General features: G+C 73.0%; 22 protein-coding genes. 20 read left to right on the forward strand and 2 right to left on the reverse strand.

Going from position 1 to position 23,076, the window contains the following annotated elements; all coding sequences use genetic code 11:
* Positions 1-45 precede the first annotated feature (45 nt).
* The 5 genes from ACZ6S4_RS27245 (at position 46) to ACZ6S4_RS27265 (ending at position 5,533) form a co-directional block, all read left to right on the forward strand.
* Positions 46-1,353, forward strand: coding sequence for an MFS transporter (locus ACZ6S4_RS27245; protein ID WP_465477625.1), 1,308 nt, complete (start codon positions 46-48; stop codon positions 1,351-1,353).
* A 36-nt stretch (positions 1,354-1,389) separates the two neighbouring features.
* Positions 1,390-2,073 (forward strand): ZIP family metal transporter, encoded by a 684-nt coding sequence (locus ACZ6S4_RS27250; RefSeq protein WP_465477626.1) that lies wholly within the window; start codon positions 1,390-1,392, stop codon positions 2,071-2,073.
* A gap of 98 nt (positions 2,074-2,171) precedes the next feature.
* A complete protein-coding gene (locus tag ACZ6S4_RS27255; protein ID WP_465477627.1) occupies positions 2,172-3,623 on the forward strand; it encodes a pyridoxal phosphate-dependent decarboxylase family protein in 1,452 nt (483 codons plus the stop codon).
* A 17-nt stretch (positions 3,624-3,640) separates the two neighbouring features.
* Positions 3,641-4,204 carry an NADH-quinone oxidoreductase subunit B gene (locus tag ACZ6S4_RS27260; protein WP_360826892.1) on the forward strand — a complete coding sequence of 188 codons (564 nt, stop codon included), beginning with the start codon at positions 3,641-3,643 and terminating at the stop codon, positions 4,202-4,204.
* Positions 4,205-4,231: 27 nt separating this feature from the next.
* Positions 4,232-5,533 carry a DUF2252 domain-containing protein gene (locus tag ACZ6S4_RS27265; protein ID WP_465477628.1) on the forward strand — a complete coding sequence of 434 codons (1,302 nt, stop codon included), beginning with the start codon at positions 4,232-4,234 and terminating at the stop codon, positions 5,531-5,533.
* A 1-nt stretch (position 5,534) separates the two neighbouring features.
* Here the strand turns inward: ACZ6S4_RS27265 and ACZ6S4_RS27270 are convergent, their stop codons facing one another.
* Positions 5,535-6,527, reverse strand: coding sequence for a hypothetical protein (locus tag ACZ6S4_RS27270; protein ID WP_465477629.1), 993 nt, complete (start codon positions 6,525-6,527; stop codon positions 5,535-5,537).
* Entirely contained in the window at positions 6,520-7,023 is a 504-nt protein-coding gene (locus tag ACZ6S4_RS27275; protein ID WP_465477695.1) for an RNA polymerase sigma factor, read from the reverse strand. Before ACZ6S4_RS27275 ends, ACZ6S4_RS27270 begins: the two co-directional genes overlap by 8 nt.
* Before the next feature lie 206 nt (positions 7,024-7,229).
* Here ACZ6S4_RS27275 and ACZ6S4_RS27280 point away from each other — a divergent pair, with 206 nt between their 5' ends.
* The 15 genes from ACZ6S4_RS27280 to ACZ6S4_RS27350 all read left to right on the forward strand — a co-directional run bounded on the left by ACZ6S4_RS27280 (position 7,230) and on the right by ACZ6S4_RS27350 (position 23,058).
* A complete protein-coding gene (locus ACZ6S4_RS27280) occupies positions 7,230-8,369 on the forward strand; it encodes an NADH-quinone oxidoreductase subunit C (RefSeq protein WP_465477630.1) in 1,140 nt (379 codons plus the stop codon).
* Positions 8,369-9,328: an NADH-quinone oxidoreductase subunit NuoH gene (gene nuoH, locus ACZ6S4_RS27285; protein ID WP_465477631.1), complete on the forward strand. Its 960-nt coding sequence runs from the start codon at positions 8,369-8,371 to the stop codon at positions 9,326-9,328. The genes ACZ6S4_RS27280 and nuoH overlap by 1 nt, the downstream gene beginning before the upstream one ends.
* 109 nt (positions 9,329-9,437) lie before the next feature.
* Positions 9,438-10,553, forward strand: a complete 1,116-nt coding sequence (locus tag ACZ6S4_RS27290; RefSeq protein WP_465477632.1) for a serine hydrolase domain-containing protein — start codon at positions 9,438-9,440, stop codon at positions 10,551-10,553.
* Between the two features lie 107 nt (positions 10,554-10,660).
* Positions 10,661-11,245 carry a NuoI/complex I 23 kDa subunit family protein gene (locus ACZ6S4_RS27295; RefSeq protein ID WP_451911217.1) on the forward strand — a complete coding sequence of 195 codons (585 nt, stop codon included), beginning with the start codon at positions 10,661-10,663 and terminating at the stop codon, positions 11,243-11,245.
* Positions 11,242-11,757 carry an NADH-quinone oxidoreductase subunit J family protein gene (locus tag ACZ6S4_RS27300; protein ID WP_360830215.1) on the forward strand — a complete coding sequence of 172 codons (516 nt, stop codon included), beginning with the start codon at positions 11,242-11,244 and terminating at the stop codon, positions 11,755-11,757. Before ACZ6S4_RS27295 ends, ACZ6S4_RS27300 begins: the two co-directional genes overlap by 4 nt.
* The gene (gene nuoK, locus ACZ6S4_RS27305) at positions 11,757-12,128 is read left to right on the forward strand and encodes an NADH-quinone oxidoreductase subunit NuoK (protein WP_465477633.1); all 372 of its coding nucleotides are present in this window, start codon (positions 11,757-11,759) and stop codon (positions 12,126-12,128) included. Before ACZ6S4_RS27300 ends, nuoK begins: the two co-directional genes overlap by 1 nt.
* On the forward strand, positions 12,125-14,026 hold the full coding sequence (locus ACZ6S4_RS27310) for an NADH-quinone oxidoreductase subunit 5 family protein (RefSeq protein ID WP_465477634.1): 1,902 nt from the start codon (positions 12,125-12,127) through the stop codon (positions 14,024-14,026). Before nuoK ends, ACZ6S4_RS27310 begins: the two co-directional genes overlap by 4 nt.
* Positions 14,023-15,540 (forward strand): complex I subunit 4 family protein, encoded by a 1,518-nt coding sequence (locus ACZ6S4_RS27315; protein WP_465477635.1) that lies wholly within the window; start codon positions 14,023-14,025, stop codon positions 15,538-15,540. Before ACZ6S4_RS27310 ends, ACZ6S4_RS27315 begins: the two co-directional genes overlap by 4 nt.
* Positions 15,537-17,045: an NADH-quinone oxidoreductase subunit N gene (locus tag ACZ6S4_RS27320; protein ID WP_465477636.1), complete on the forward strand. Its 1,509-nt coding sequence runs from the start codon at positions 15,537-15,539 to the stop codon at positions 17,043-17,045. Before ACZ6S4_RS27315 ends, ACZ6S4_RS27320 begins: the two co-directional genes overlap by 4 nt.
* Before the next feature lie 67 nt (positions 17,046-17,112).
* Positions 17,113-18,051: a zinc metalloprotease HtpX gene (gene htpX, locus ACZ6S4_RS27325; RefSeq protein ID WP_465477637.1), complete on the forward strand. Its 939-nt coding sequence runs from the start codon at positions 17,113-17,115 to the stop codon at positions 18,049-18,051.
* Positions 18,052-18,182: 131 nt separating this feature from the next.
* Positions 18,183-19,448 carry an MFS transporter gene (locus ACZ6S4_RS27330; protein ID WP_465477638.1) on the forward strand — a complete coding sequence of 422 codons (1,266 nt, stop codon included), beginning with the start codon at positions 18,183-18,185 and terminating at the stop codon, positions 19,446-19,448.
* Between the two features lie 78 nt (positions 19,449-19,526).
* Positions 19,527-20,858 carry an MFS transporter gene (locus ACZ6S4_RS27335; RefSeq protein WP_465477639.1) on the forward strand — a complete coding sequence of 444 codons (1,332 nt, stop codon included), beginning with the start codon at positions 19,527-19,529 and terminating at the stop codon, positions 20,856-20,858.
* 59 nt (positions 20,859-20,917) lie between these two features.
* Positions 20,918-21,382: a DUF1707 SHOCT-like domain-containing protein gene (locus tag ACZ6S4_RS27340; protein ID WP_465477640.1), complete on the forward strand. Its 465-nt coding sequence runs from the start codon at positions 20,918-20,920 to the stop codon at positions 21,380-21,382.
* Positions 21,383-21,454: 72 nt separating this feature from the next.
* The gene (locus ACZ6S4_RS27345) at positions 21,455-22,045 is read left to right on the forward strand and encodes a TetR family transcriptional regulator (protein ID WP_465477641.1); all 591 of its coding nucleotides are present in this window, start codon (positions 21,455-21,457) and stop codon (positions 22,043-22,045) included.
* Positions 22,042-23,058, forward strand: coding sequence for an LLM class flavin-dependent oxidoreductase (locus ACZ6S4_RS27350; protein WP_465477642.1), 1,017 nt, complete (start codon positions 22,042-22,044; stop codon positions 23,056-23,058). Before ACZ6S4_RS27345 ends, ACZ6S4_RS27350 begins: the two co-directional genes overlap by 4 nt.
* Positions 23,059-23,076: the final 18 nt, after the last annotated feature.

Raw genomic sequence — 23,076 nt, forward strand, 5'->3', positions numbered from 1 at the left:
CGAAGCGTAGGCGCAGCGGCCCACCGATGGTTACCATCCGCGTCCATGACGGTCGCCGGTCCCTCGCACGACGTACGGCTCTCCCGCCGCGTCGTCGCCGGATATTCGCTGGGCTCACTGGTGACCGGACCTTTCGGGACAGTGCCCGGTTTGCTCCTGCTGCCCTATCTGACCGACACGCTCGGCGTCGCGGCCGGCGTCGCGGGACTGCTGGTGCTGCTGCCGAAGGCCTGGGACGTGCTGGTGAACCCGGTCGCGGGCCGGATCTCCGACCGCAGCGGGGACCGGCGCGGCTTTCTGCTCGGCGCCGGCCTGGCGCTGGGCGTGCTGTTCGCGGCCATCTTCGCCGGGCCGTTCGCCGCCGGCGCCGCGGCGGGTGCCTACGTCGCGGTCGCCTTCCTGGCCGCGGCCACCGCGTTCGCGTTCTTCCAGGTGCCCTACGTCGCGATGCCGGCCGAGCTGACCTCCGGCCGGGCCGAGCGCACCCGCCTGATGACCTGGCGGGTCGCGGTCCTGGCCCTGGCCATCCTGGTCTCCGGCGCGCTCGCCCCGCTGGTCGTCGACCTGGGCGGCGGTGGCCTGACCGGCCACCGATGGTCCGGCGCGTTCGTCGGCGCGCTCATCGTCGTGGGCACCCTGGGTGCCTTTTTCGGTACGCGCACAGCAGAGTCCCGCAGCGCAGCCGACCAGGAGCCGAGCCTGCGCGCCCAGTTACGGATCGCGGCGGCCAACGCGTCGTTCCGCTCCCTGCTGCTCTGCTACGTGATCCAGGCGGCCGGCATCGGCACGATGCTCGCCGGCGTGCAGTACTTCGCCGACCACGTCATCGGCCAGAAGTCCGGCGCGACCTTCCTCTTCGCCGCCTTCGTCGGCCCGGCGCTGCTGGTCATGCCGCTGTGGACCCGGGTCGGCGCCCGCCACGGAAAGCTCCGCGGCCTGATCGCCGCCTCCCTGCTCTTCGCGGCCGGCGCCCTGATCCTGCTGGCCTCACCCACCCTGCCCGCGGTGGTGATCTACCTGGTCGTGGCCTTGATCGGCTGCGGGTACGCCGGCCAGCAGGTCTTCGCCCTGGCGATGCTGCCCGACCTGATCGAGCGCGACACCGTCCGCACCGGGCGCCGCCAGGCCGGCGTGTTCACCGGGTTGTGGACCGCCGGGGAAACCCTGGGTCTGGCTCTGGGCCCGGGCATCTACGCGCTGGTCCTGCAGCTCTTCGGCTACGCGTCGTCGTCGACCGGCGAGGCGGCGGCCCAGGACCCGACGGCCCGCCTCGGCGTCCTGCTGGGCTTCACTGTGGTCCCGGCCCTACTGGTCGGGGCGGCGGTTGCCCTGCTACGCCGCTACGAGGACTGACGTTGATGAGGCGGCCGACCGGGGTATCTCCCGGGCATGGACGCACTCATCTTCGGCGTCATCGCCTCCAGTGCGCTCGTGATCGGTGCGGTGCTCGGAGCCCGGGTCCAACTGCCGAAGGCGGTGCTGGCAGCGATGCTCGCCTTCGCGTCCGGAGCGCTGATCACCGCGCTGGCGTTCGAGCTGTTCGAGGACGCCTACGAGCACGGCGGCATCTGGCGGGCCGCCCTCGGCCTGATCGGTGGCTCGATCGTCTTCACCACGCTCAGTGCCGGGCTGGACCGGCTGGCACAGGGCAGACACGAGGAGTCCCGCGGCAGCGAGAAGCTCGACCCGGACGCAGCTGCCCAGGACCGGGCGCCGTCAACCGCGTCGACCTCGGGAGCCGCCGGGCTGGCTCTGCTCGGCGCCGTCACCCTCGACGGGGTGCCGGAGAACGTCGCCCTCGGGGTGTCGCTGGGTGAGGGCACCGGCGGACTGGCCCTGCTGGCCGCGATCTTCGTGTCGAACTTCCCGGAGGCGCTGGTCGGCAGCGCGTCCATGCGCGAGCAGGGACGCTCCCAGCGGTTCATCCTCGGCACCTGGCTCGCCTGTGCCGCGGTGCTGACCCTGGCGGTGGTCCTCGGAGCGGGACCCCTGTCCACCGCGTCCCCGAGACCATCTCCCTGCCGCTGGCCTTCGCCGCCGGTGCGGTCCTCGCGTCGCTGGCGGACACGCTGATGCCCGAGGCGTACGAGAAGGGCGGGCCGCTCGTCGCCCTCAGCACCACCGCGGGTTTCGTGCTCTCGTTCGTCCTCGCGACCGTCTAGTTTGAGGCCATGATCGAGGCGTTGCCGGGCACCGGTGTTCCGGGTGAGCAGGTGCTTGCCGAGTTGCGTGAGTTGCGGGCGGCCGACCTGCCCACGCACGGCGGGCGGCTGTTCGCCTATGTCTACGACCCAGCCGTCGCCGGGCTCGATGAGCTGGCCCGGGCCGCGTACGCGATCTCCGCGCACGTCAACGGCCTGGACCCGACCGCCTTCCCGTCGCTGCTGGCGATGGAGAACGCGCTGGTCGCCGCGGCCGGGAGGCTGCTCGGCGGCGGCCCCGGCACGGACGCGCCGGAGGTGGTCGGCAGCGTCACCAGCGGCGGCACCGAGTCGCTGATCCTGGCGGTGAAGGCGGCCCGGGACGCGCACCCGGAGATCGAGCGGCCGCGGCTGGTGGTCCCGTCCACCGCGCACGCCGCGTTCGCCAAGGCGGCGCACTACCTGCGGGTTGCTCTCGATGTCGTGCCGGTCGGCGCGGACCTGCGCGCCGAACCCGCCGCCACGGCCGCGGCGATCGGTTCGGAGACGGTGCTGGTCGCGGCCTCGGCGCCGAGCTACGCGCACGGTGTCGTCGACCCGATCACCGAGCTGGCCGCCCTGGCCGCCGAGCGGGGTGTGCGGTTCCACGTCGACGCGTGCTTCGGTGGCTGGGTGCTGCCCTACCTGCGGCGGCTCGGCGCGGACCTGCCGGCCTTCGACTTCGCCGTGCCCGGCGTCACCAGCATCTCGGTCGACCTGCACAAATACGCGTACGCGCCGAAGGGCGTTTCCGTGCTGCTGCACCGGGACGCGGCGCTGCGGCTGCCGCAGTTCTTCGCGTACGCGGACTGGCCCGGATACACGATGGTCAACCCGGTCATTTCGTCCACCCGGTCCGGCGGTCCGATCGCGGCGGCCCTGGCCACGCTGCGGCACCTCGGCGACGACGGTTACCTGCGGCTGGCCGGCCACACCCGGGACGCGGTCGCCGTGCTCGCGGCCGCGGTCGAGGCCACCGCCGGCGTACGCCTGTTCGCCCCGCCCGAGACCAGCGTCGTTTGCCTGGCCGCCGAGCCCGACGTCGACCTGTTCGTGCTCGCCGACGAGTTGGCCGCGCGGGGCTGGCACACCCAGCCTCAGCTCGCGTACGCGGAGCTGCCCGCGACCATCCACCTCACGGTGACCGCCGCGGTCGCCGGGACCGCCGCCGAGTTCGGGCCCGACCTCGCCGCCGCGGTGGCCGCGACCCGCGGCCGTGGCCCGATTGAGCTGCCGCCCGCGTTGCTCGAGGCGGCCGGCGCGCTGACCCCGCAGATGGTGACGCCGGAGCTGATCGAGGGGCTGGCGGCCGGCCTCGGGCTGGGCGAGGACGTCGGCAAGAGCATGGCCGCGGTCAACTCGCTGCTGAACGTGGCTCCGCCCGCCCTGCGCGAGGCGCTGCTGGCCGGCTTCCTGAGCCAACTCCAGCGTCCTGCTTGGTGAGGGGTAGGTTGACGACTGTGTCCGCCTTGCCAGGAGTCCTCGGGGATCCCATCAAGTTCGTGCTGAACTGGGGTCGCCGCTACTCGCTGTGGGTCTTCAACTTCGGCCTGGCCTGCTGCGCGATCGAGTTCATCGCGACCAGCATGGGCCGGCACGACTTCATGCGGCTCGGCGTGATTCCGTTCGCGCACGGCCCGCGCCAGGCCGACCTGATGGTGGTCTCGGGCACGGTCACCGACAAGATGGCCCCCGCGATCCGCCGGCTGTACGACCAGATGCCCGAGCCCAAGTACGTGATCTCGTTCGGCTCCTGCTCCAACTGCGGCGGGCCGTACTGGGACTCGTACTCGGTGACCAAGGGCGTCGACCAGCTCATCCCCGTCGACGTCTACGTGCCCGGCTGCCCGCCGCGGCCGGAGGCGCTGCTGCACGGCATCCTGCGCCTGCAGGAGCAGATCGCGGCCGAGCAGTCCGGCCCCGGCGGGGTGTCACGGCCCGACCCGCTGGTTCCGGGCCCGCCCCCGGCGCGACCCCGGGACGCCGGCTCGCTGACGGCGCCGTCGGTCAAGCGCCCCGTCTGATGGTGCGAGACAGCTAGTCTGCCCATCATGAGCGAGCAGTCCCGGGCGGACTTCATCATCGACGTATTGACCAGGGAGTTCGGCGACCTGATGGCGCTGGACCCGGCTGCCTTCCGGCGCAAGTTCCGCAAGATGGCCGCGTCGCCGTTCGCGTTCTACCGGGGCAGCGCCTCGCTGTTCTACGCCGACCAGACAGGTGCGTACCGCGACGACGCGTTCCTGGACGAGCGGACCAGCCGGGTCTGGATCCACGGCGACCTGCACGCGGAGAACTTCGGCACCTACATGAACTCGTCCGGCCAGCTGGTCTTCAACGTCAACGACTTCGACGAGGCGTACGTCGGCCCGTTCATCTGGGACCTCAAGCGCTTCGCCGCCAGCCTCGCCCTGATCGGCTACAGCAAGGCTCTGTCCGACCGGGTCATCAGCGACCTCGTCGGCGCGTTCGCCGGGGGCTACCTGACCGAGTTGCGGGCCCTGGCCGCCGGCGGGGACGACGCGATCGGCTCGATCACCCTGGACAACTCCGACGGGGTGCTGCGCCGGGTGCTGCAGCAGGCCCGGCTCAACACCCGGGTCGACATGCTCGCCGGCCAGACCGTGATCGACGACTACGAGCGCCGGTTCGCCGTCGGCGACGGGGTCTACGACGTCGACGAGGCCACCTCCGCCACGGTGCTGGCCGCCTTCCGGGACTACCTGCCGACGCTGCCCTCGCACGGCAACGCGGTGTCCACCACGATCAAGGACATCAAGCTGCGCAAGGGGGTCGGCATCGGGTCGGCCGGGCTGCCGTCGTACAACCTGCTGCTGGAGGGGCACACCCAGGCGCTCGAGAACGACGTGATCATCTACATGAAGCAGGCCCAGGTGCCGGCGGTCGCCCGGTGGATCGACGACGAGCGGGTGCGGTCGTACTTCCGGCACCAGGGGCACCGGACGGCCGAGTCGCAGCGGGCCCTGCAGGCGTACGCCGATCCCTGGCTGGGCTACACCGAGCTCGAGGGGGTCGGCCAGCTCGTCGCCGAGGTGTCGCCGTACGCGGCCGACCTCGACTGGGCGGACGTCAACGAGCCCGAGGACCTGGCCGGTGTCGTCGCCGACCTGGGCCGCGCGGTGGCCCGGATGCACTCGGTGGCCGACGACGAGTCCAGCCACGACCTGGTCGACTTCTCCACCGAGGAGGCCATCGTGGCCGCGGTCGACAAGGACGAGGCCGGCTTCCTGCGGCTGCTGGTCGACTTCGCCCACCGGTACGGCGACCAGGCCCGCGAGGACCACCAGGACTTCGTCGACCTGTTCCGCAACGGCCGCCTCCCCGGCCTGTAGATCACCGGGGCAGGAACTGGTACGCGACGTCGCCCGGCGCCGGTGACGTGCTTTCGTAGGCCAGTGACAGATCCACCTGCCGGTTGCGGATGACACCGACGACGAAGTCCTGCCGCCGCGGCGGATACTGGCACGCCGCCGTCCAGGTCTTCGTCGCGAGCACCGTGCCGTCCGGGTCGGCGGCGCTGCGGGCCAGCCGGAGCCGGACCCGCAACGTGCCGGTGCCGGCGCAGGCCACCGCCAGTCGGAAGTCGCCGTTCAGTTGCTGCCAGCCGGCGTGGAGCCGCCGGTCCGACACCTCGCCACCACCGCCCCAGCCCGAGCCGGGCGGCGGGTCCTGGGGCAGGGCGCCGCTCGGGTTGTTCGTCTCGCTGCGGACTGCGGGCTCGCCGGTGTCGCTGGTCGCCCGATAGGCGAAGCCGGCCCGGCCGCGCGCGCTCCCGGCGTCCACGAGCTCGACCGTGATGTCGAGGAACTGGCCGAGCACGAAGGTGGTGCCCGCGGGCACCGGCGCGGCCGAGCACCGGGCGGTTGTCCGGGCCACCTCCACGGGTGCGGTCGAGCCGCTTTCGCTGCCGGGCCTGCCCCGGACCAGCAGGGTCACCGAGCCGGTGCCCGCGCAGGCGACCTGCAGGTGGATCTCGCCCAGGTAGATCTGCTGGGTCGTGGACATGATGCCGGCGACCGGTCCCCGGCGGGAGAACACGGCCGGCCCCGGATTGCCGGCTGTCACCGCGCGGTCCGCCACGCCGGTGAGGCGGTCCAGCTCGGCCTGGGTCAGCGAGTCCCGGTTGGCCGGTGTGGTCGGCCGGGACGGGAAACCGAGCAGGACCACGGTGCCGCTGAGCGCCAGCAGCAGGACACCGGCGAAGGCGGCGGTCGCGGTCCGGCGGCGTCGCACGGTACGACGTACCCGGTCCGCGCCGGGCGGACGGACCTCCCACACGGTGTCGGCGCGGAACTCCGCGAAGAGGTCCTGGAGATCCTCAGCCACCGTGCACCTCCGTCGAGTCGGCGCCCAGCTCTACGGCGAGCGCGGCGCGGCCCCGGTGCAGCCACGATTTGACGGTGCCCTCCGCGACACCCTCCCGGTCGGCGATCTCGGCGACGCTCAGGTCGGCCAGGTGCCGCAGCACCACGGCACGCCGATGGGTGGCCGGCAGGGTGGCCAGGGCGGCGACCAGCGCCACCCGGTCCGGGCCGGGCCCTTCGAGCTGAGCCTCGTCGCGCCGCTGCCTGCGCAGGAAGTTCAGCGCCGTACGGGAACGCCGCCAGCGGCTGACGGCCAGATTCCAGGCCACCCGCCGGATCCAGGCCACCGGGTCGTCGTAGCGGCTCACCGTCTTCCACCGGCTGTAGGCCCGGCAGAAGGCCTCCTGGACGACGTCCTGCGCCTCCTGGCGGTCCCCGAAATAGGCGTAGAGCTGGACGGTCAGGTCCCCGAAGTGCACGGCGTACACCTCGTCGAAGGTCGGCGGGTCGTCGGGCACGGCTGCTGGCGTCTCCGGTCGGGATCTGGCGCCCAGGGTGATTGCCTGCGCTGTCACGGGCACTACACGTGCCACCGGGGCGATGGGTTGCGGCGCACCCTGCCACAGATCGGCGCGCGTCGTTGTCCCGGACAACCCCCCTGCAACACACCCCGAACGCGCGGCGGCCCCCGGGCCCGGCCGGGCCGGATCATAGGATGTGCGGCATGACCCCCGAAGAGGTCGGCGAGCGGATGATCGCCCTGCTGACGGCAGACGCGGACGACGCCCCCGCCGAGGGCACGATCGTCGCCGGAGTCTCCGGCGGCGGCCCCGGCCACGAGCGGGCCGTGATCGACGTGCCGGCCGCGCTGTGGTGGACGGCGGTCGGCGCCGCCCGTGACCCCGGCGCGCTGGGCTGCGACTTCTTCGACTGGCTGTCGGCGGTCGACGAACTGGACGAGGGCTTCACCGTCGTCGCGCACCTGTGGTCCACCCGCCGCAAGCACGGGCTGCTGCTGCGCGCCCGGGTGACCCGGGACAACCCGGTGGTCGAATCGGTGATCGACCTGTTCCCGGGCGCGGCGTGGCACGAGCGCGAGACCCACGAGATGTTCGGGATCGGCTTCTCCCGCCACCCGGATCTGCGGCCGCTGTTGCTGCCGCCGGGCTTCGAGGGCAACCCGCTGCGCAAGGAGTTCGTGCTGGCGTCCCGGGTGGCCAAGGCCTGGCCGGGCGCGAAGGAGCCGGGGGAGTCGGAGGCGGGCACGGCCAAGCGGGCCCCGATGCGGCCTCCGGGCGTACCGGATCCGAACGAATGGGGTCCGATGAAGGGCAAGGTCCCGCCGCCGGAGACCCCGGCCCGGCGCGCCCCGGGCGACCGGCCCATGCGCGCGGGCGGAGCCGTCCCCGGCGGAGAGCGCCCCGCCCGTCCTGCGGGAGACCGCCCGGCCCGCCCGGCAGGAGATCGTCCGGCCCGCCCAGTGGGGGAACGCCCGGCCCGTCCGGCGGGAGAGCGCCCGGCCCGGCCGGAACGCCGGGCAGCTCCGGCGGCCGAGCCGGAAACGGCTTCGCAGGCGGCCGAGCCCGCAACGGAACCGCAGGCGGTCCAGGCCGGGACCGGCGAGCAGGCACCGCCCGGACCCGGCGGGCAGGCAGCGCCCGGACATGCGGCGCCGCCGACCGTGGATCCCGCCACGGCCAGCCCGGCCGAGACGATCGCCGCCGGGCAGGCCGAGGCAGCCGAGGCCGCGGACCAGGCGAGTGCGGCGAAGGCAGCATCGGACGCCACCCCGGCGCCCGGGACCCCCGGCACGCCGCCGGAGACGGGCACCGCGCCGGAGACCAGCGACGGGAAGGACGCCTGATGCCGCTCTGGCTCGATCTGGGAGTCCGGGTCGTCGCCGTGGTCGCCGCGTTCCTGGTGGTGCCGCTGGTCGTCGGCCAGATGGAACACAAGGTCATGGCCCACATGCAGAGCCGGCTCGGCCCGATGTACGCGGGCGGCTTCCACGGCTGGGCGCAACTCGTCGCCGACGGTGTCAAGTTCGTGCAGAAGGAGGACATCACCCCGCGGGACGCCGACCGCCGGGTGTTCCAGCTGGCGCCGATCGTGGCGCTGTTCCCGTACCTCATCGTCCTGCTGGCCATCCCGCTCGGGCCCGGCGGCCTGGTCGCCCAGCCGATGGACATCGGGTTGTTCTTCGTTCTCGCCGTCCTCGGCGTCGGTGTGGTCGCCGTGCTGATGTCGGCGTGGGCGTCGGCGAACAAGTACAGCCTGCTCGGCGGCCTGCGCGGCGCGGCCCAGCTGCTCGGTTACGAGCTGCCGCTGGTGCTGTCGGCCGCGAGTGTCGCGATGGCCGCGGGCACGCTGAGCCTGCCCGGCATCGTCGAGGCCTGGTCCCCGTGGTGGTTGATCTGGCAGGCGCCGGCCGCGCTGGTCTTCTTCATCTCCGGACTGGCCGAGATCCGCCGCCCGCCGTTCGACATGCCGATCGCCGACTCGGAGCTGGTCTTCGGCTACATGACCGAGTATTCCGGGCTGCGTTTCGCGTTCTTCCTGCTCGCCGAGTACGTCGGCATCGTCGTGATCGCGGCCCTGACCACCGTGCTGTTCCTGGGTGGCTGGCACGGCCCGGACCCGGCCCACTTCGGCTGGCTGTGGACGCTGGTGAAGGTGTTCGCGGTGTCCTTCGTGGTCATCTGGCTGCGGGTCAGCTATCCGCGGCTGCGCGAGGACCAGCTGCAGCGGCTGTGCTGGCTGGTGCTGGTCCCGGTGGCCCTGGCCCAGCTCGTGCTGACCGCCGTGGTGAAACTCGCACTGTAGGGGTGGGGCTGACCCCACCCCCGGTTGGGTGGCTGGCCGGCTCGTCCCGGCCGGCCGTCTCCGAAAGGCTTGAGGGGTCCCAGCAACCCCTGCCGAGGAGCTCTCACCGATGTCCCTGCGTCATGTCGCAGCAGCCGTCCTGACCACCGGCGCCCTGATCGCCGGCGTCGCCCAGCCGGTCAGTGCCGCCCCGCGTGACCCGGTCCAACACCAGTTGCAGCAGCTCGTCGGGGACGGCGGCGCCCCGGGGGCGCTGGCCGCGGTGAAGGGCCGGGACGGCCGCACCCGTGATCTCACCGCCGGGGTCGGTGACCTGCGCACCGGAGCCCGCGTCCCGGCCGACGGCCAGGTCCGGATCGGCAGCAACACCAAGACGTTCGTCGCCGTGGCGGTCCTGCAGCTCGTGGCCGAGAAGAAGGTCGCCCTGGACTCGCCGGTCGACACCTACCTGCCGGGCCTGGTGCGGGGCGAGAAGATCGACGGCCGGCACATCACCGTGCGGCAGTTGCTCCAGCACACCAGCGGTCTGCCCAACTACACGGACCACCTCGACGTGGACGGCTCGTTCGCGTTGCAGCACACCTACATGGAGCCGCGTGAGCTGCTCGATCTCGCGCTGGCGCATCCGGCCGACTTCGCGCCCGGGGCCAAGTGGGCGTACAGCAACACCAACTACGTGGTGGCCGGCCTGCTGATCCAGAAGGTGACCGGGCGCCCGCTGGCCGAGGTGCTCACCGAGCGGGTGATCCGCCGGGCCGGGCTGCGGCACACGTACTTCCCGGCCGTCGGCGAGCAGGGCATCCGGGAGCGGCACCCGCGGGGCTACCACCCGGACGCGGCGGGCAAGCTGCGTGACGTCACCACCCTCGATCCGTCCTGGGGCTGGGCCGCCGGGCAGATGATCGCCACCCCGGCGGACCTGAACAAGTTCTTCGGCGCGCTGCTGGCCGGCCGCCTGCTGCCGGCCGCGCAGCTCAACGAGATGCGCGAGACCGTCCCGGCGGACATGTGGCCCGGCGCCCGGTACGGCCTGGGCCTGGTGAGCTACCCGCTCAGCTGCGGCGGTCTGGCCTGGGGCCACGGCGGTGACATCCCGGGTTACGAGACCCGCGGCGGCGTCACCGAGGACGGTCGCGCGGCGACGGTGGCCGTGACCTCGATGCCGGTCGATGAGGAGTCGGCCGACGAGGTGCTGAAGGCCGTGGACACCGCCCTCTGCGCCTAAGGGCGAGTGCGGCCGGGCGCCCTCGGGACGCCCGGCCGCAACCCGTCGGACAACAGAAGCGGGGGTGTGCTCGCCTACGCCGGTGGGACCGGGCAGGATATGCCCTTATGAGCGAGCAGGGAGATCGGCACACGCCGGGCCAGGGCCTGATCAACGGTCTGGCCGTCACGCTCAAGACGATGACCAAGCGCAGCAGCACGCAGCAGTATCCGGACGTCGAGCCCGAGCTGCCGCCGCGCTCCCGCGGGGTCATCGCCCTGCTCGAGGAGAACTGCACGGTCTGCATGCTGTGCGCCCGCGAGTGCCCGGACTGGTGCATCTACATCGACTCGCACAAGGAAGAGGTCGTCGTTCCCGGTGCCGCCCGGGCCCGGCAGCGCAACGTCCTCGACAAGTTCGACATCGACTTCTCCCTGTGCATGTACTGCGGCATCTGCATCGAGGTCTGCCCGTTCGACGCGCTGCACTGGACCCCCGAGTTCGAGTACGCGGAGACCGACGTGCTGAACCTGCTGCACGACAAGGACCGCCTCGGCGACTGGATGCGGACCGTCCCGCCGCCGCCGGCCCACGACGTGCTCGGTGAGCCGTCGAAGGAGGAGGCCACCGCCGCGCGCAAGGCCGCGGGCCCCGGTGCGGCCACCCCGGCCAAGACCGCGCGTCCCGCCGTACGCCCGGAGCCGGAGAAGTGACGGTCGCCGACGTGCTGCTGCTGGCCCTCGGAGCCGTGGCGGTGGGTTCCGGCGCGGCGGTCGTCACCAGCACCCACCTGGTCCGCTCCGGGCTCTACCTGGTGATCAGCCTGGGTGCGGTCGCCGGGCTCTACCTGGTCCTCGGGGCCGAGCTGGTCGCCTGGGTGCAGATCCTGGTCTACGTCGGCGCGGTGGTCGTGCTGCTGCTGTTCGCGGTCATGCTGACCCGCGCGCCGATCGGCCCCTCCCGTGACCTGGACCGCCCGGCCTGGCCGGCGCTGATCGTCGGTGGCGGGGTCGGGCTGGGCCTGGCGGCGCTGCTGGCCGACGCGTTCCGCTGGACGCTCTACGACCGGCCCGCCCCGGGCACCGCCGAGCGGATGGGCACGCAGATCTTCGGCCAGTGGGTGCTGCCGTTCGAGGTGCTGTCGATCCTGTTGCTCGCCGCCCTGGTCGGTGCGATCGTGCTGTCGCGTCCCGACATCGGCGCCCGCAAGGGGGATGAAGCCTGATGCATGCCGTGATCCCGTACGTGACGGGTGCGCTGCTGTTCGGGCTCGGCGTCTACGGCGTGCTGCGCCGGCGCAACGCGATCCTGGTGCTGATGGCGGTCGAGCTGATGCTCAACGCGGTCAACCTGATCCTCGTGACCGCCGACGCCGCGGTCCGGGCCACCCTGGTCGGCGTGCAGATCGAGTCCTGGGCGTATCCGAACGGAAGGCCTGGGCACTCCGGCGGGGTGTTCGCCCTGTTCGTGATCGTGCTGGCCGCCGCCGAGGTGGGTGTGGGCCTGGCCATCGTGCTGCAGTACTACCGGATGCGCCGGGCGGTGCACGTCGACGAGGTCGCCCTGCACCACGACGACGAGCAGGTCAGCCGGTGATCGCGGAGGTCTTCGGGACGGCGCTGTTCGGCGTACCGGTGCTGGCCGGGCTTGTCGGTCTGTTGCTGCCGGCCGGCGACGGCGGCCGCGCACGACGCCGCCGGGCCGCCGTGCTCGGCATCGCGGGTGCCGCGCTGGCCCTCGCCGACGCGGTCTTCCTGCTGGTGGTCGCGGACGACCCGGTCGAGTTCGGGGTGCAGGCGGTGCGCTTCGGCGACCTGCCGGTGACCTTCGGCGTCTCGCTCGGCCCGGCCGCCCTGTACGTCGCGCTCGCCGTCACCGTGGTCGCGCTCTTCGTGCAGATCTACTCGGTCGGCTACCTGCACGACGACCCGCGTTACGCCCCCTACGCCGCCCAGATCAGCATTTTCACCGGGGCGATGCTGCTGGTCGTGTCGGCCAATGACCTGATCATGCTGCTGGTCGGCTGGGAGGTGATGGGCGTCTGCTCTTATCTGCTCATCGGCCACGACCGGCGGCTGCCCGAGGCACCCCGGGCCGCGGTCAAGGCGTTCCTGGTCACCCGGGTCGGCGACGTCGGCTTCCTGCTCGGCCTCGCCCTGCTCGGGGTCTCGGCCGGCAGCTTCGAGATCTCCGCCGTGCTGGCGAGCTCACCGGCCCATCTGACCGTGGCGCTGCTGCTCATCCTGGCCGGCGTGGCCGGCAAGAGCGCCCAGTTCCCGCTGCACACCTGGCTGCCGGACGCGATGGCCGGCCCGACGCCGATCTCCGCCCTGATCCACGCGGCCACGATGGTCGCCGCGGGCGTGTACGTGGTCTTCCGCCTCTTCCCGCTCTTCGCCCGCTCGCCGGGCGCGCTGGCGGTGCTCGGCGTCATGGCGGCGATCACCCTGCTGCTCGGCGCGCTCGCCGCGACCGCCCAGGACGACCTCAAGCGGGTGCTGGCCTGGTCCACGGTCTCGCAGATCGGCTACATGACCGGCGCCCTGGCCGTCGGCTCGCCCGCCGCGGCCCTGTTCCACCTGCTCACCCACGCCGCGTTCAAGGCGCTGCTGTTCCTCGCGGCCGGCGCGGTGATCCACGCGGTCGGCACCAACCTGATGTCGCGGATGGGTGGCCTGCGCACACATCTGCCCCGCACCTTCTGGGCGTTCGTGATCGGGCTCGGCGCCCTGGCCGGGCTGCCACCCCTGGCCGGCTTCTGGTCCAAGGAGAACGTCCTGGTCGCGGCGGCGCACGCGGCCGACGGCCAGGGCCCGGCCCCGGCCTGGGTGGGCTGGGTGGTCTGGGTGGCCGGGCTGCTCGGCGTCGCGATCACCGCCTGGTACGCGACCCGCCTGCTGCTGCGCACCTTCTTCGGCCACGCCCGGTCCCGCACCGACGAGTGGCACGTCGGCTTCGACGACGCCCGCTACGAGCGTGGCCCCGGCGCCGCGCACGATCCGCCCGGTCTGATGCTGTGGCCGGTGCAGCTCCTGGCGATCCCCGCGGCGTTGCTCGGGCTGGCCGCCTTCCTGCCCGGCTTCCGCAGCGCGCTGGAGCTCGAGGCCCCGCACCTGGAGATCAGCATCGTGCTGCCGCTGGTCCTGCTCGCGCTCGGCGCCGGCAGCTCGTGGTGGCTGTGGCACACCGCGCCCGGCGTGGATCCGGCGCAGGCCCTGGGCCGGTTGCGGCCGTTGTTCGCCGCGGGCTTCCGGCTCGACGACGTGCAGGACCGCCTGGTGGTACGCCCGGTACGCGCCCTCGCCACCGCCCTGCGCCTGCTCGACGAGCGGGTGGTCGACGCGGCCGTCGAGGGCACCGGCTCATCCACCACCCGGCTCGGCGTCGTGCTGGCCAACGCCCACCGCGCGGCCCTGCCCCGGGCGGCGGTCGCGGTCTTCGCCGGCGCGCTCGTGCTCGGAGTCGTCGCGGCGATCTACGGAGCAGCCTCATGACCACGCTCGCGCAGGTGCTGCTCGTCTCGGTGCTGGCGGTGCCGGCCCTCGGTGCGGTGGTCGTCGCGCTGCTGCCGGCCCGCCACGACCGCGGCGCCCGGATCGTGGCGGCCCTGTTCGCGGCGGTCACGTTCGTACTGACCGCGTTGCTCGTGGTGCCGGATGCGGATTACGGCTGGTTCGCGTACACGGGTGGGCCGCCGGCTCTGCTGCCGTGGATCGACGTGTCCGCGTCGTGGGTGCCGTCGCTCGGGGTCGACTTCCACCTCGGCGTCGACGGGATCTCGTACCCGCTGGTGGTGCTGACCGGGCTGCTGACGCTGCTCTGCTGCGCGTACACGGTGGCCAAGGTGCCCGACGGCGGGCGCGGCCGGACGCTGGCGGCGCTGCTGCTGGTGCTCGAGGTCGGCATCCTCGGCACGTTCCTCGCCCTGGACCTCGTGCTGTTCTTCATCTTCTTCGAGGTCGTCCTCCTGCCGATGTACGCGGTCATCGCCGGCTGGGGTGGCCCGGACCGCCGCCGCGCGGCCCGCAAGTTCGTGCTCTACACCCTGTTCGGCTCGCTGTTGCTCCTGCTGGGCGTCTTCACCGTCGTGATCGCGGCCGGCACCGGCGATCTGATGGCCCTGACCGGCGGCACCGGCCTGTCCCGCACGGTGCAGTACACGGCGTTCGCCCTGTTCGCCGTCGCGTTCGCGGTGAAGGCGCCGCTCTGGCCGCTGCACACCTGGCTGCCGGACGCGCACACCGAGGCGCCCACGGTCGGCAGCGTGATCCTCGCCGGCGTACTGCTGAAGATGGGCACGTACGGCCTGATCCGCGTCGGCGTCGGAGTGGCACCGCTCGGCGCGGCCTGGGCCGCCCCGGTCCTGGGCATCCTCGCCGTTGCCGCGATCCTCGTCGGGTCGCTGGTGTGCCTGCGGCAGACCGAGCTGAAGCGGCTGATCGCCTACTCCAGCGTCGGGCACATGGGTTTCGTGCTGCTGGGCATCGCGACGCTGACCGCCACCGGCCTGCAGGCCGCGCTGGTCGGCAACGTGGCCCACGGCGTCATCACCGGCCTGCTGTTCTTCCTGGCCGGCGCGATCAAGGACCGGGCCCACACCGGCGCCCTGGCCGACCTCGGCGGGCTGCGCGAGACCGCGCCGCGGCTGGCCGGCCTGATCGCCTTCGCTTCGATCGCCTCGCTCGGGCTGCCCGGCCTGGCCGGCTTCTGGGGCGAGGCGTTCGCCGTGGTGGCCGCCACCGAGCGCGGCGGCCCCCTGTGGATCACGCTGGCCGTGCTGGCCGCGATCGGGGGTGCCCTGACCGCGGCGTACTTCCTGCGGCTGCTGCGCCGGGTCACCCACGGCCCGGCGAGCCCGGCGGTGGCCGGCTTCGCGGGCATCACCCGCCCCGAATGGCTGGCGTGGTCGCCGCTGGTGCTGCTCGCGCTGGCGATCGGGCTGGTGCCGGCGCTGGTGCTCGCCGCGACCGCCGACCCGGTGGCCGCCCTGACCGGAGCCCTGCCATGACCCAGACCGTGAACCACTTCGCCCTGCTGCCGCTCTACGCGGCGGGCGGCACCGCGCTGCTCGTCCTGGTGCTGGAGCTGGCCTTCGGCCGGTTCGTGCTGCCGGCGGGCATCGTCGGCGGGCTCGCCACGATCGGCGGGGCGGTCGCGCTCGGGCTGCGCCCGGCCTCGACCTTCTGCGGCCCGGAGCACTGCTCCTGGGTGAGCGGCCCGCAGGCGGCGGTGGTGGCGGTGCTGTTCGCGGCGCTGACGATCGGGGTGCTCGCGCTGTCGGCCCCGGCGCTGCGCGCGGGCATCGCCCCGGCCGGCGAGTTCTGCTTCCTGCTGACCAGTTCGATGGCCGGGGGAGTGGTCATCGCGTACGCGGGCGACCTGATCACCCTGATCGTCGGACTGGAGACGCTGACCCTGCCGCTGTACGTGCTGGTGGGCCTGCGCCGCTTCGCTCCCCGTGAGCGGGTGACGACCACCGGCGCCTCGGCCGCGGTCACGTTCTTCCTGGTCAGCGTGATCTCCACGGCGATCGCCCTGCTCGGCGCGGCCCTGCTGTTCGCGTCCACCGGCGTGCTGCATCTGGCCGTGCTGACCGAGGGGCCGGGCCCGCTCGCGCCGCTGGGGGCGGTCGGCGCCGCACTGCTGGTGATCGGCTTCGCGTTCAAGGTGGCGGCGGTCCCGCTGCACGCCTGGGCGCCGGCCACCTACGACGGCGCACCCGTGCCGGTGGCGGCGTACCTGTCGACGGCCTCGAAGCTCGGCGGCGTGGTGGCCCTGGCCGCGGTCGTGCAGCGGCTGGACACCGGGCCGCTGGTGGCAGTCCTGGCCGTGCTGACCATGACGGTGGGCAACCTGGTCGCCCTGCGCCAGACCCGGACGGTACGGCTGCTGGCCTGGTCGTCGGTGGCCCAGGCGGGCTACATCCTGGCGGCGCTGGCGGTGGGCTCGGCGGGCGTGCCGGCGGCGATCGCGTACGCGCTCTTCTTCGTCGTGCTGGAGTTCGTGGCCTTCGCCGTGGTGGTGGCCGTGCGCGGGCCGTCCGCCGACGGTGGCGAGCTGGCGGATCTTCGCGGCGTGGGCCGTCGTCAGCCCTGGCTGGGTGCGGCGCTCGTGCTGGCCCTCGCGGGTCTGGCCGGCCTGCCACCGGGCCTGGCCGGTCTGTTCGCCAAGGTGACCGTGATCGCCGCCCTGATCAACGCGGGCTGGGGCTGGCTGGCCGCGGTCGTGGCCCTGAACGCCCTCATCGCCCTGGCCTACTACGTCCGCGTGGCCGCCCTGCTCTACACCCGCCCCGCGCCGGTGGGCGTCCACTTCGCCGACCTCCCCGCCGCCGAGCCGGTGGCCACCGGATTGACCGTGACCGCGGTCGCCGACCCGGAGCTGCTCCAAGCGGCCACCCACCCCCGGGTCCCCGTGCCCCGCCCGGTGGCCGCGGCGGTCGCGGTGGCTGCCACGGTCACCGTCATCCTCGGCTTCGCACCACAGTGGATCTTCGACGCCCTGCTCGGCTGACCGGGGTGTATCGATGATCACCTACAGCGAACTCACAGCTACAGCTGGATGAATCCACACCCTGTCGATGTTCCATGAGACGTGGGCCTACCGGCCCCAACGTCGAAGGAGCACCATCGTGCACAGCCATCACAACGGCCTCAAGACGGCCGCTCTGCTGGGCTTGCTCACCGCCATGATCCTGGCCGTCGGCTACTGGCTCGGAGGAAGCGGCGGGCTGGTTTTCGCCGTCGTCCTGTCGCTGGCGCTCAACGCCGGCAGCTACTTCTTCTCCGACAAGATCGCCCTGCGGTCCATGCGGGCCCGCCCGGTCTCCGAGGCCGAGTTCCCCGCGCTGCACCAGATCGTGCGCGAGCTCGCCACGGAGGCGGGACAGCCGATGCCACGCCTGTACGTGAGCCCGGCGATGCAGCCGAACGCGTTCGCGACCGGCCGCAACCCGCAGCACGCCGCCGTGGCGGTCACGGTCGGCATCACCCAGCTGCTGGACCGGCGTGAGCTGCGTGGCGTCATCGGTCACGAGCTCTCCCACGTCTACAACCGCGACATTCTGATCTCCAGCGTCGCCGCGGCCCTGGCCGGCATCATCACCATGGTCGCCCAGCTGGCGATCTTCCTGCCGTTCGGCGGCTCGGACGACGAGGACGGCCCGAACCCCGCGTCGCTGCTGCTCATGCTGATCCTCGGCCCGCTGGCCGCGTCGGTGATCCAGCTCGCGATCAGCCGCAACCGGGAGTACCAGGCCGATGCGTCCGGCGCGACCCTGACCCGCGACCCGCTGGCCCTGGCCAGCGCGCTGGAGAAGATCCAGTACGGCGCACAGCGGCTGCCGTTGCCGGCCGACGGTCAGCTCGCCACCTCGGCGCACCTGATGATCGCCAACCCGTTGCGCGGCGGCGGCATCGCGTCGCTGTTCTCGACGCACCCGCCGATGGCCGAGCGGATCAAGCGGCTGCACCAGCTGGCCGCGATCACCGGCACCGGGCCGGTGCAGTTCCAGCGCTGACCCCGTCCCACCGTCACCCCCGTCTCGCGCGCCGAGGCGGGGGTGACGTCTGTGACAGCCCACGTATTTCACGTGTGTTACGTGCCCGCCGACAGTTACGTTCGACGCTCACCGCGAGGAGGTAGGACCTGATGACCGCACTGCGTCAGTACCTTGGCGTGTGGCAGATGCCGGGCGGCCGGGTCCTGTTGATCGTCGGCATCCTCGCCCGCCTGGGCATCGGCATGACCCCGCTCGCCCTGCTGCTGCTGGTCCAGGAGGCCACCGGCCGGTACGCCGCCGCGGGCCTGGCCGGCGGCATGTACGCGCTGGCCGGCGCCGCGATCAGCCCGGTCGCCGGGCGCCTCGCCGACCGGATCGGCCCGTCACCGGTGCTGTGGACGACCGCCGTGCTGCATCCGCTCGCCCTGGTCGGCCTGCTGCTCGTCAGCCGGGGTGGCGAGGCGGCACTGCCGGGCATCTTCGTGGCGTCGGCGCTGGCCGGGGCGACGTACCCGCCGCTGACCGCGGCGATCCGCCGGGCCTGGACCGACGCGACCGCGGTGGGCAGCGGGCGGCACGGCCTGCGGGAGGCCGCGATGGCCGCCGAGACGTCCCTGTTCGAGCTGGTCTTCGTGCTGGGCCCGATGCTGGTCGCGGCCCTGCTCGTGGTCACCCACGACCCGGCGACCGCGCTGGCCACCTCGGCCGTGGCGACCTTCGCCGGCACCCTGTGGATCGCGTCGCTGCCGATCATGCGGCACTGGGTGCGCCACGTGGACGCGGACGCCACCCGGGGCCTCGGCCCGCTGAAGGTCGGCGGTTTCGGCGCTCTGCTGGTCTGTGTCGCCGCGCTCGGTACGGCCTTCGGCGCCGCCGGCGTGATCGTGCCCGCGTACGCCGGCCAGCACGGCGGCGGTGACAGCCTCGGCGGTGTCCTGCTCGGTGTCTGGGGCGTGGGCAGCGCGATCGGCGGCATCTGGTTCGGCACCCGGCGGCCCGCGATGGCCCTGCCCCGGCAGTTCGCCTGGCTGCTCGGCGGGGTCGCCCTGAGCTTCCTGGTGCTGGCCGCCATGCCCAATCCGCTGTCGCTGGGCATCGCCCTGGTCGTGGGCGGCGCGACGATCGCCCCGGCCCTGACCGTGGAGAACAACCTGGTCGGCCGGATCGCCCCGGCCGGCATGCTGAACGAGGCGTACACGTGGGTGGTCACCGTGTCCGTGGCGGGCAGCGCGGCCGGTGGCGCGGTGGCGGGGGCCATCGTGGACCAGCCGGGCGGGCTGCCGTGGGCCTTTGTCTTCGCGGCCGCGGTGCTGGTTCTGGCCGCGCTGGTGGCCGCCGTGCCGAGCGGACCCATGGCCCGCGCGGACCGGCGGGCGGCCGAGCGCCTGGAACGGGCGATGGCGGCGGCGCACTGACGCCTGTCGGATTGTCGTCATCACCCCTTTAGCCTGATAGACGACGGGATTCCCGCTCCGCGCCGTTACGTTCCGGTGATGGCAACAGGTCGTTATCGGACGGTATGGCGGATTCCGTACGCCCCCACGCTCCTGGTGGCCGGGATGGTGTCGCGGCTCGGCATCGCCATGACCCCGCTTGCCCTGCTGCTGCTCGTCGAGGAGGTCACCGGCCGGTACGCCGCCGGTGGCCTCGCCGCGGGTTGCTACGCGCTCGCCGGCGCGGTGGTCAACCCGCTGACCGCACGCGTCGCCGACCGGATCGGCCCCGCGCCGGTGTTGCGCCTCTGCGCGCTGGCCCACGCCCTCGTCCTGACCGCGCTGGCCCTGCTGACCGACGCGGCGTTGCCGCTGCTGCTGGTCGTCTCGGCGATCGCGGGGGCCACCTATCCGCCGCTGACCGGGGCGATCCGGGGCGCCTGGACAACCATGACCGGAGGCGTCGTCGGGCCACGGGTGCGGCAGGCCTCACTGGCGGCCGAGACGTCACTGTTCGAGCTGATCTACGTCATCGGCCCGCTGCTGGTGGCCGCGCTGACCGTGCTCCGGCTCGGCTACGGCCCGGCGCTGCTGGTCGCGGCGGCGGTCACGCTGCTCGGCGGCTTGGCGGTCGCCCGGGTGCCGGTGCTGCGGTTCCCCCGGCGGGTGGCGCGTCGCCCGATGCGGCGGACTCCCGGGTTCGGCACGCTGCTGCTCTGCACCGGGCTGCTGGGGGCCGGCTTCGGCGCGGTCACCGTCGGCGTGCCCGCCTTTGCCGCTGCCCACGGCGGTGGCGCGGGCCTCGGCGGGGTGCTGCTGGGCGTCTGGGCGCTGGGCAGTACCTGCGGCGGCGTGTACTTCGGGACCCGCCGTCCGGCCACGGAACCGAGCCGCCGGTACGCCGTCCTGCTCGCGGCGATCGGGATCGGCTTCCTGGCGCTGGTCGCCGCGCCGGGGCCATGGTGGCTGGCGGTGCTGCTGATCGTCGGCGGCGTCGCGATGGCACCCGCGCTGACCGTGGAGAACAACCTGGTGAGCCGGATCGCCCCGGGCGAGGTGCTGAACGAGGCCTACACCTGGGTGATCACCATGGCGGTCACCGCCAGCGCGGTCGGCAGTGCCGCCGCGGGGACGCTCGTCGACCGGTCGGGGGACGCGCGGTGGGCGTTCGCGCTGGCCGGCGGCCTGGCCCTAGCCGCGGCCGTGGTCGCGGGCCGGCCGGGCGGGGCGCTCGGACGGGCCGACGAGATGGTCGCCGCGCGGTCTCGCGCCGCGCAGGACGTGGCCCGGCTGCTGCCGGCCATGCGCGAGCAGCCGCCCGACCGCGGGGTGGCTGACCCCGTGGACGGCTCGACCGCACCCCTGGAACGTGATCCGCAGCGGCTGCCCTGATCCGTCAGCGTGCCGTGCCGGGTCTGGAGCGGGGCGTGTGGCTCCACTAACCTGCTGTCATGGCCAAGGACGTCGTGCCGCACCGTGATGCCGAGACGCTGCGGGCGGCCGACGCCGACCGGCACAAGATCGCTGATCAGCTGAAAACGGCCCTCGACGAGGGCCGTCTCTCGCTGAACGAGTACGACGACCGGGTGCGCCAGGCGTACGCCGCCCGCACCTACGCCGAGCTGCTGATCCCCGTGGCCGACCTGCCGCGGCCGGGGGTGAGCGCGGCCGAGGTGAGCGCTCGCAAGGCCGCCGAGGTGCGCCGCGCGGAACGCAAGCTGCCGATGGCGCTGCTCGTGCTGTGGACGATCTGGGGCGCGGTCGCCGCCGTCAACCTGATGGTCTGGTTCCTGGTCGCGGTCACCGTCGACGGGTACGTCTATCCGTGGCCCATCTGGCTGCTGGTGCCGGGCGCGGCCCTGGGCGCCTCCACTGTCGGCGTGCAGGCGATCCGGCGGCAGCAGCGCCGGCGCTGACCCGGCCGGTGTGGCGCAGTTCATGCACCGAGTGCAAGTTGCACCGAGTGCAATCGGCGTACGGTCGGGATCATGGTCGTTGCCAGCCCGGTCCGCGAGCGTAAGAAACGCGAGACCTGGCGTCTCGTGCACGCGGCCGCGCTGCGGCTGATGACCGAGCGCGGCTTCGACGCCGTGTCGGTCGACGACATCGTGGCCGCCGCCGGTATCTCCCGGCGCACGTTCTTCAACTACTTCGCCGGCAAGGAGTCGGTCGTCTTCGACCCCGACCCCGACGACCCCGCCCTCTGGGCCACACTGCTGGCCGAGCGCCCGGCCGGCGAGCCGCTCTGGTCGTCGTTGCGCGAAGTCCTGATCGGCTACACCACGGCCGCGGCCGATCGGATGCTGCTGCAGCGCCGCGTCCGGCTCGCCTCGCCCGAGCTGGCCGGCTGCTCCCGCGAGCTGGCCGACCAGTTCTGGGTCGCGGTCCGGGAGTGGGCCGCCGGCCACGCCGACCTGGACGACCTGCGGCTCGACCTGACCATCAACGCCGCCCGTACGGTGCTGAACACCTCCTGCCCGCACTGGGACGCCGACACCGGCATCACCGGCCTGCACGAGCTGCTCCGCGCCGGCTTCGCCTTCGTCACCCCATCTCTTCCGGAACGGATCACCTCATGAGTCGCGTACCCCTGTCCGTGCTCGATCTCGCCACCGTCCGCGAGGGTCACGACAGCACCGACGCCCTGCGCGGGACCACCGAGATCGCCCAGGCCGCCGACGACCTCGGCTACTCGCGGTTCTGGGTCGCCGAGCACCACAACATGCCGGCCGTCGCGTCCACCTCACCGCCCGTGCTGATCGCCCACCTCGCGGCGAACACCCGGCGGATCAAGGTCGGCTCCGGCGGCGTCATGCTGCCCAACCACATGCCGTTCGTGGTGGCCGAGCAGTTCGCGCTGCTGGAGGCCCTGCACCCGAACCGCATCGACCTCGGCATCGGCCGCGCGCCCGGCACCGATCAGGCCACCGCGGCCGCGCTGCGCGGGGTGTCGCCGCACCTGACCGTCGAGCAGTTCCCCGACCACCTCGGCATGGTGCTCGCGCTGCTCGGCGACGACCGGGTCGCCCCCGAGCGGATCGAACGGCTGCGCGCGACACCGGCCCCGGCGACCTCCCCCGAGGTGTGGATGCTCGGCTCGTCGACGTACGGCGCCCAGGTGGCGGCGGCGCTCGGGCTGCCGTTCTGTTACGCGTACCACTTCGCCATGAGCTCCGACGTGGACACCGCCGCCCGGCTCTACATCGACGGTTTCAAGCCGTCGCCGCGCTTCCCCGAGCCGCACCTGATGGTCAGCGCCTCGGTGATCGCCGCCGAGACGCACGAGGAGGCGCAGTTCCTGGCCGGCCCCAGCCGGATCATGGCGCTGAGCCTGCGCACCGGCCGGCTCGGCCCGATCGTCTCGCCCGAGCAGGCCGCCACCCGCGAGCTGTCCGACCTCGACCGCCAGCTGCTCGACCAGCTCCCCGGCACCCAGTACGCGGGCACCGCCGAGGAAGTCGTGCAAGCGCTGGACGAACTGGTCGAGCGGACCGCCGCCAAGGAGCTCATCCTGGCCGGCACGGTCTACGACCCGGCCACGCGGCGGGACTCGCTGGCCCGCATCGCGAAGGCGTGGGGCCTGCCGAATTAGGGATGCGCCGGGCTCCGG

It is taken from the genome of Actinoplanes sp. NPDC051405 (assembly GCF_055586185.1).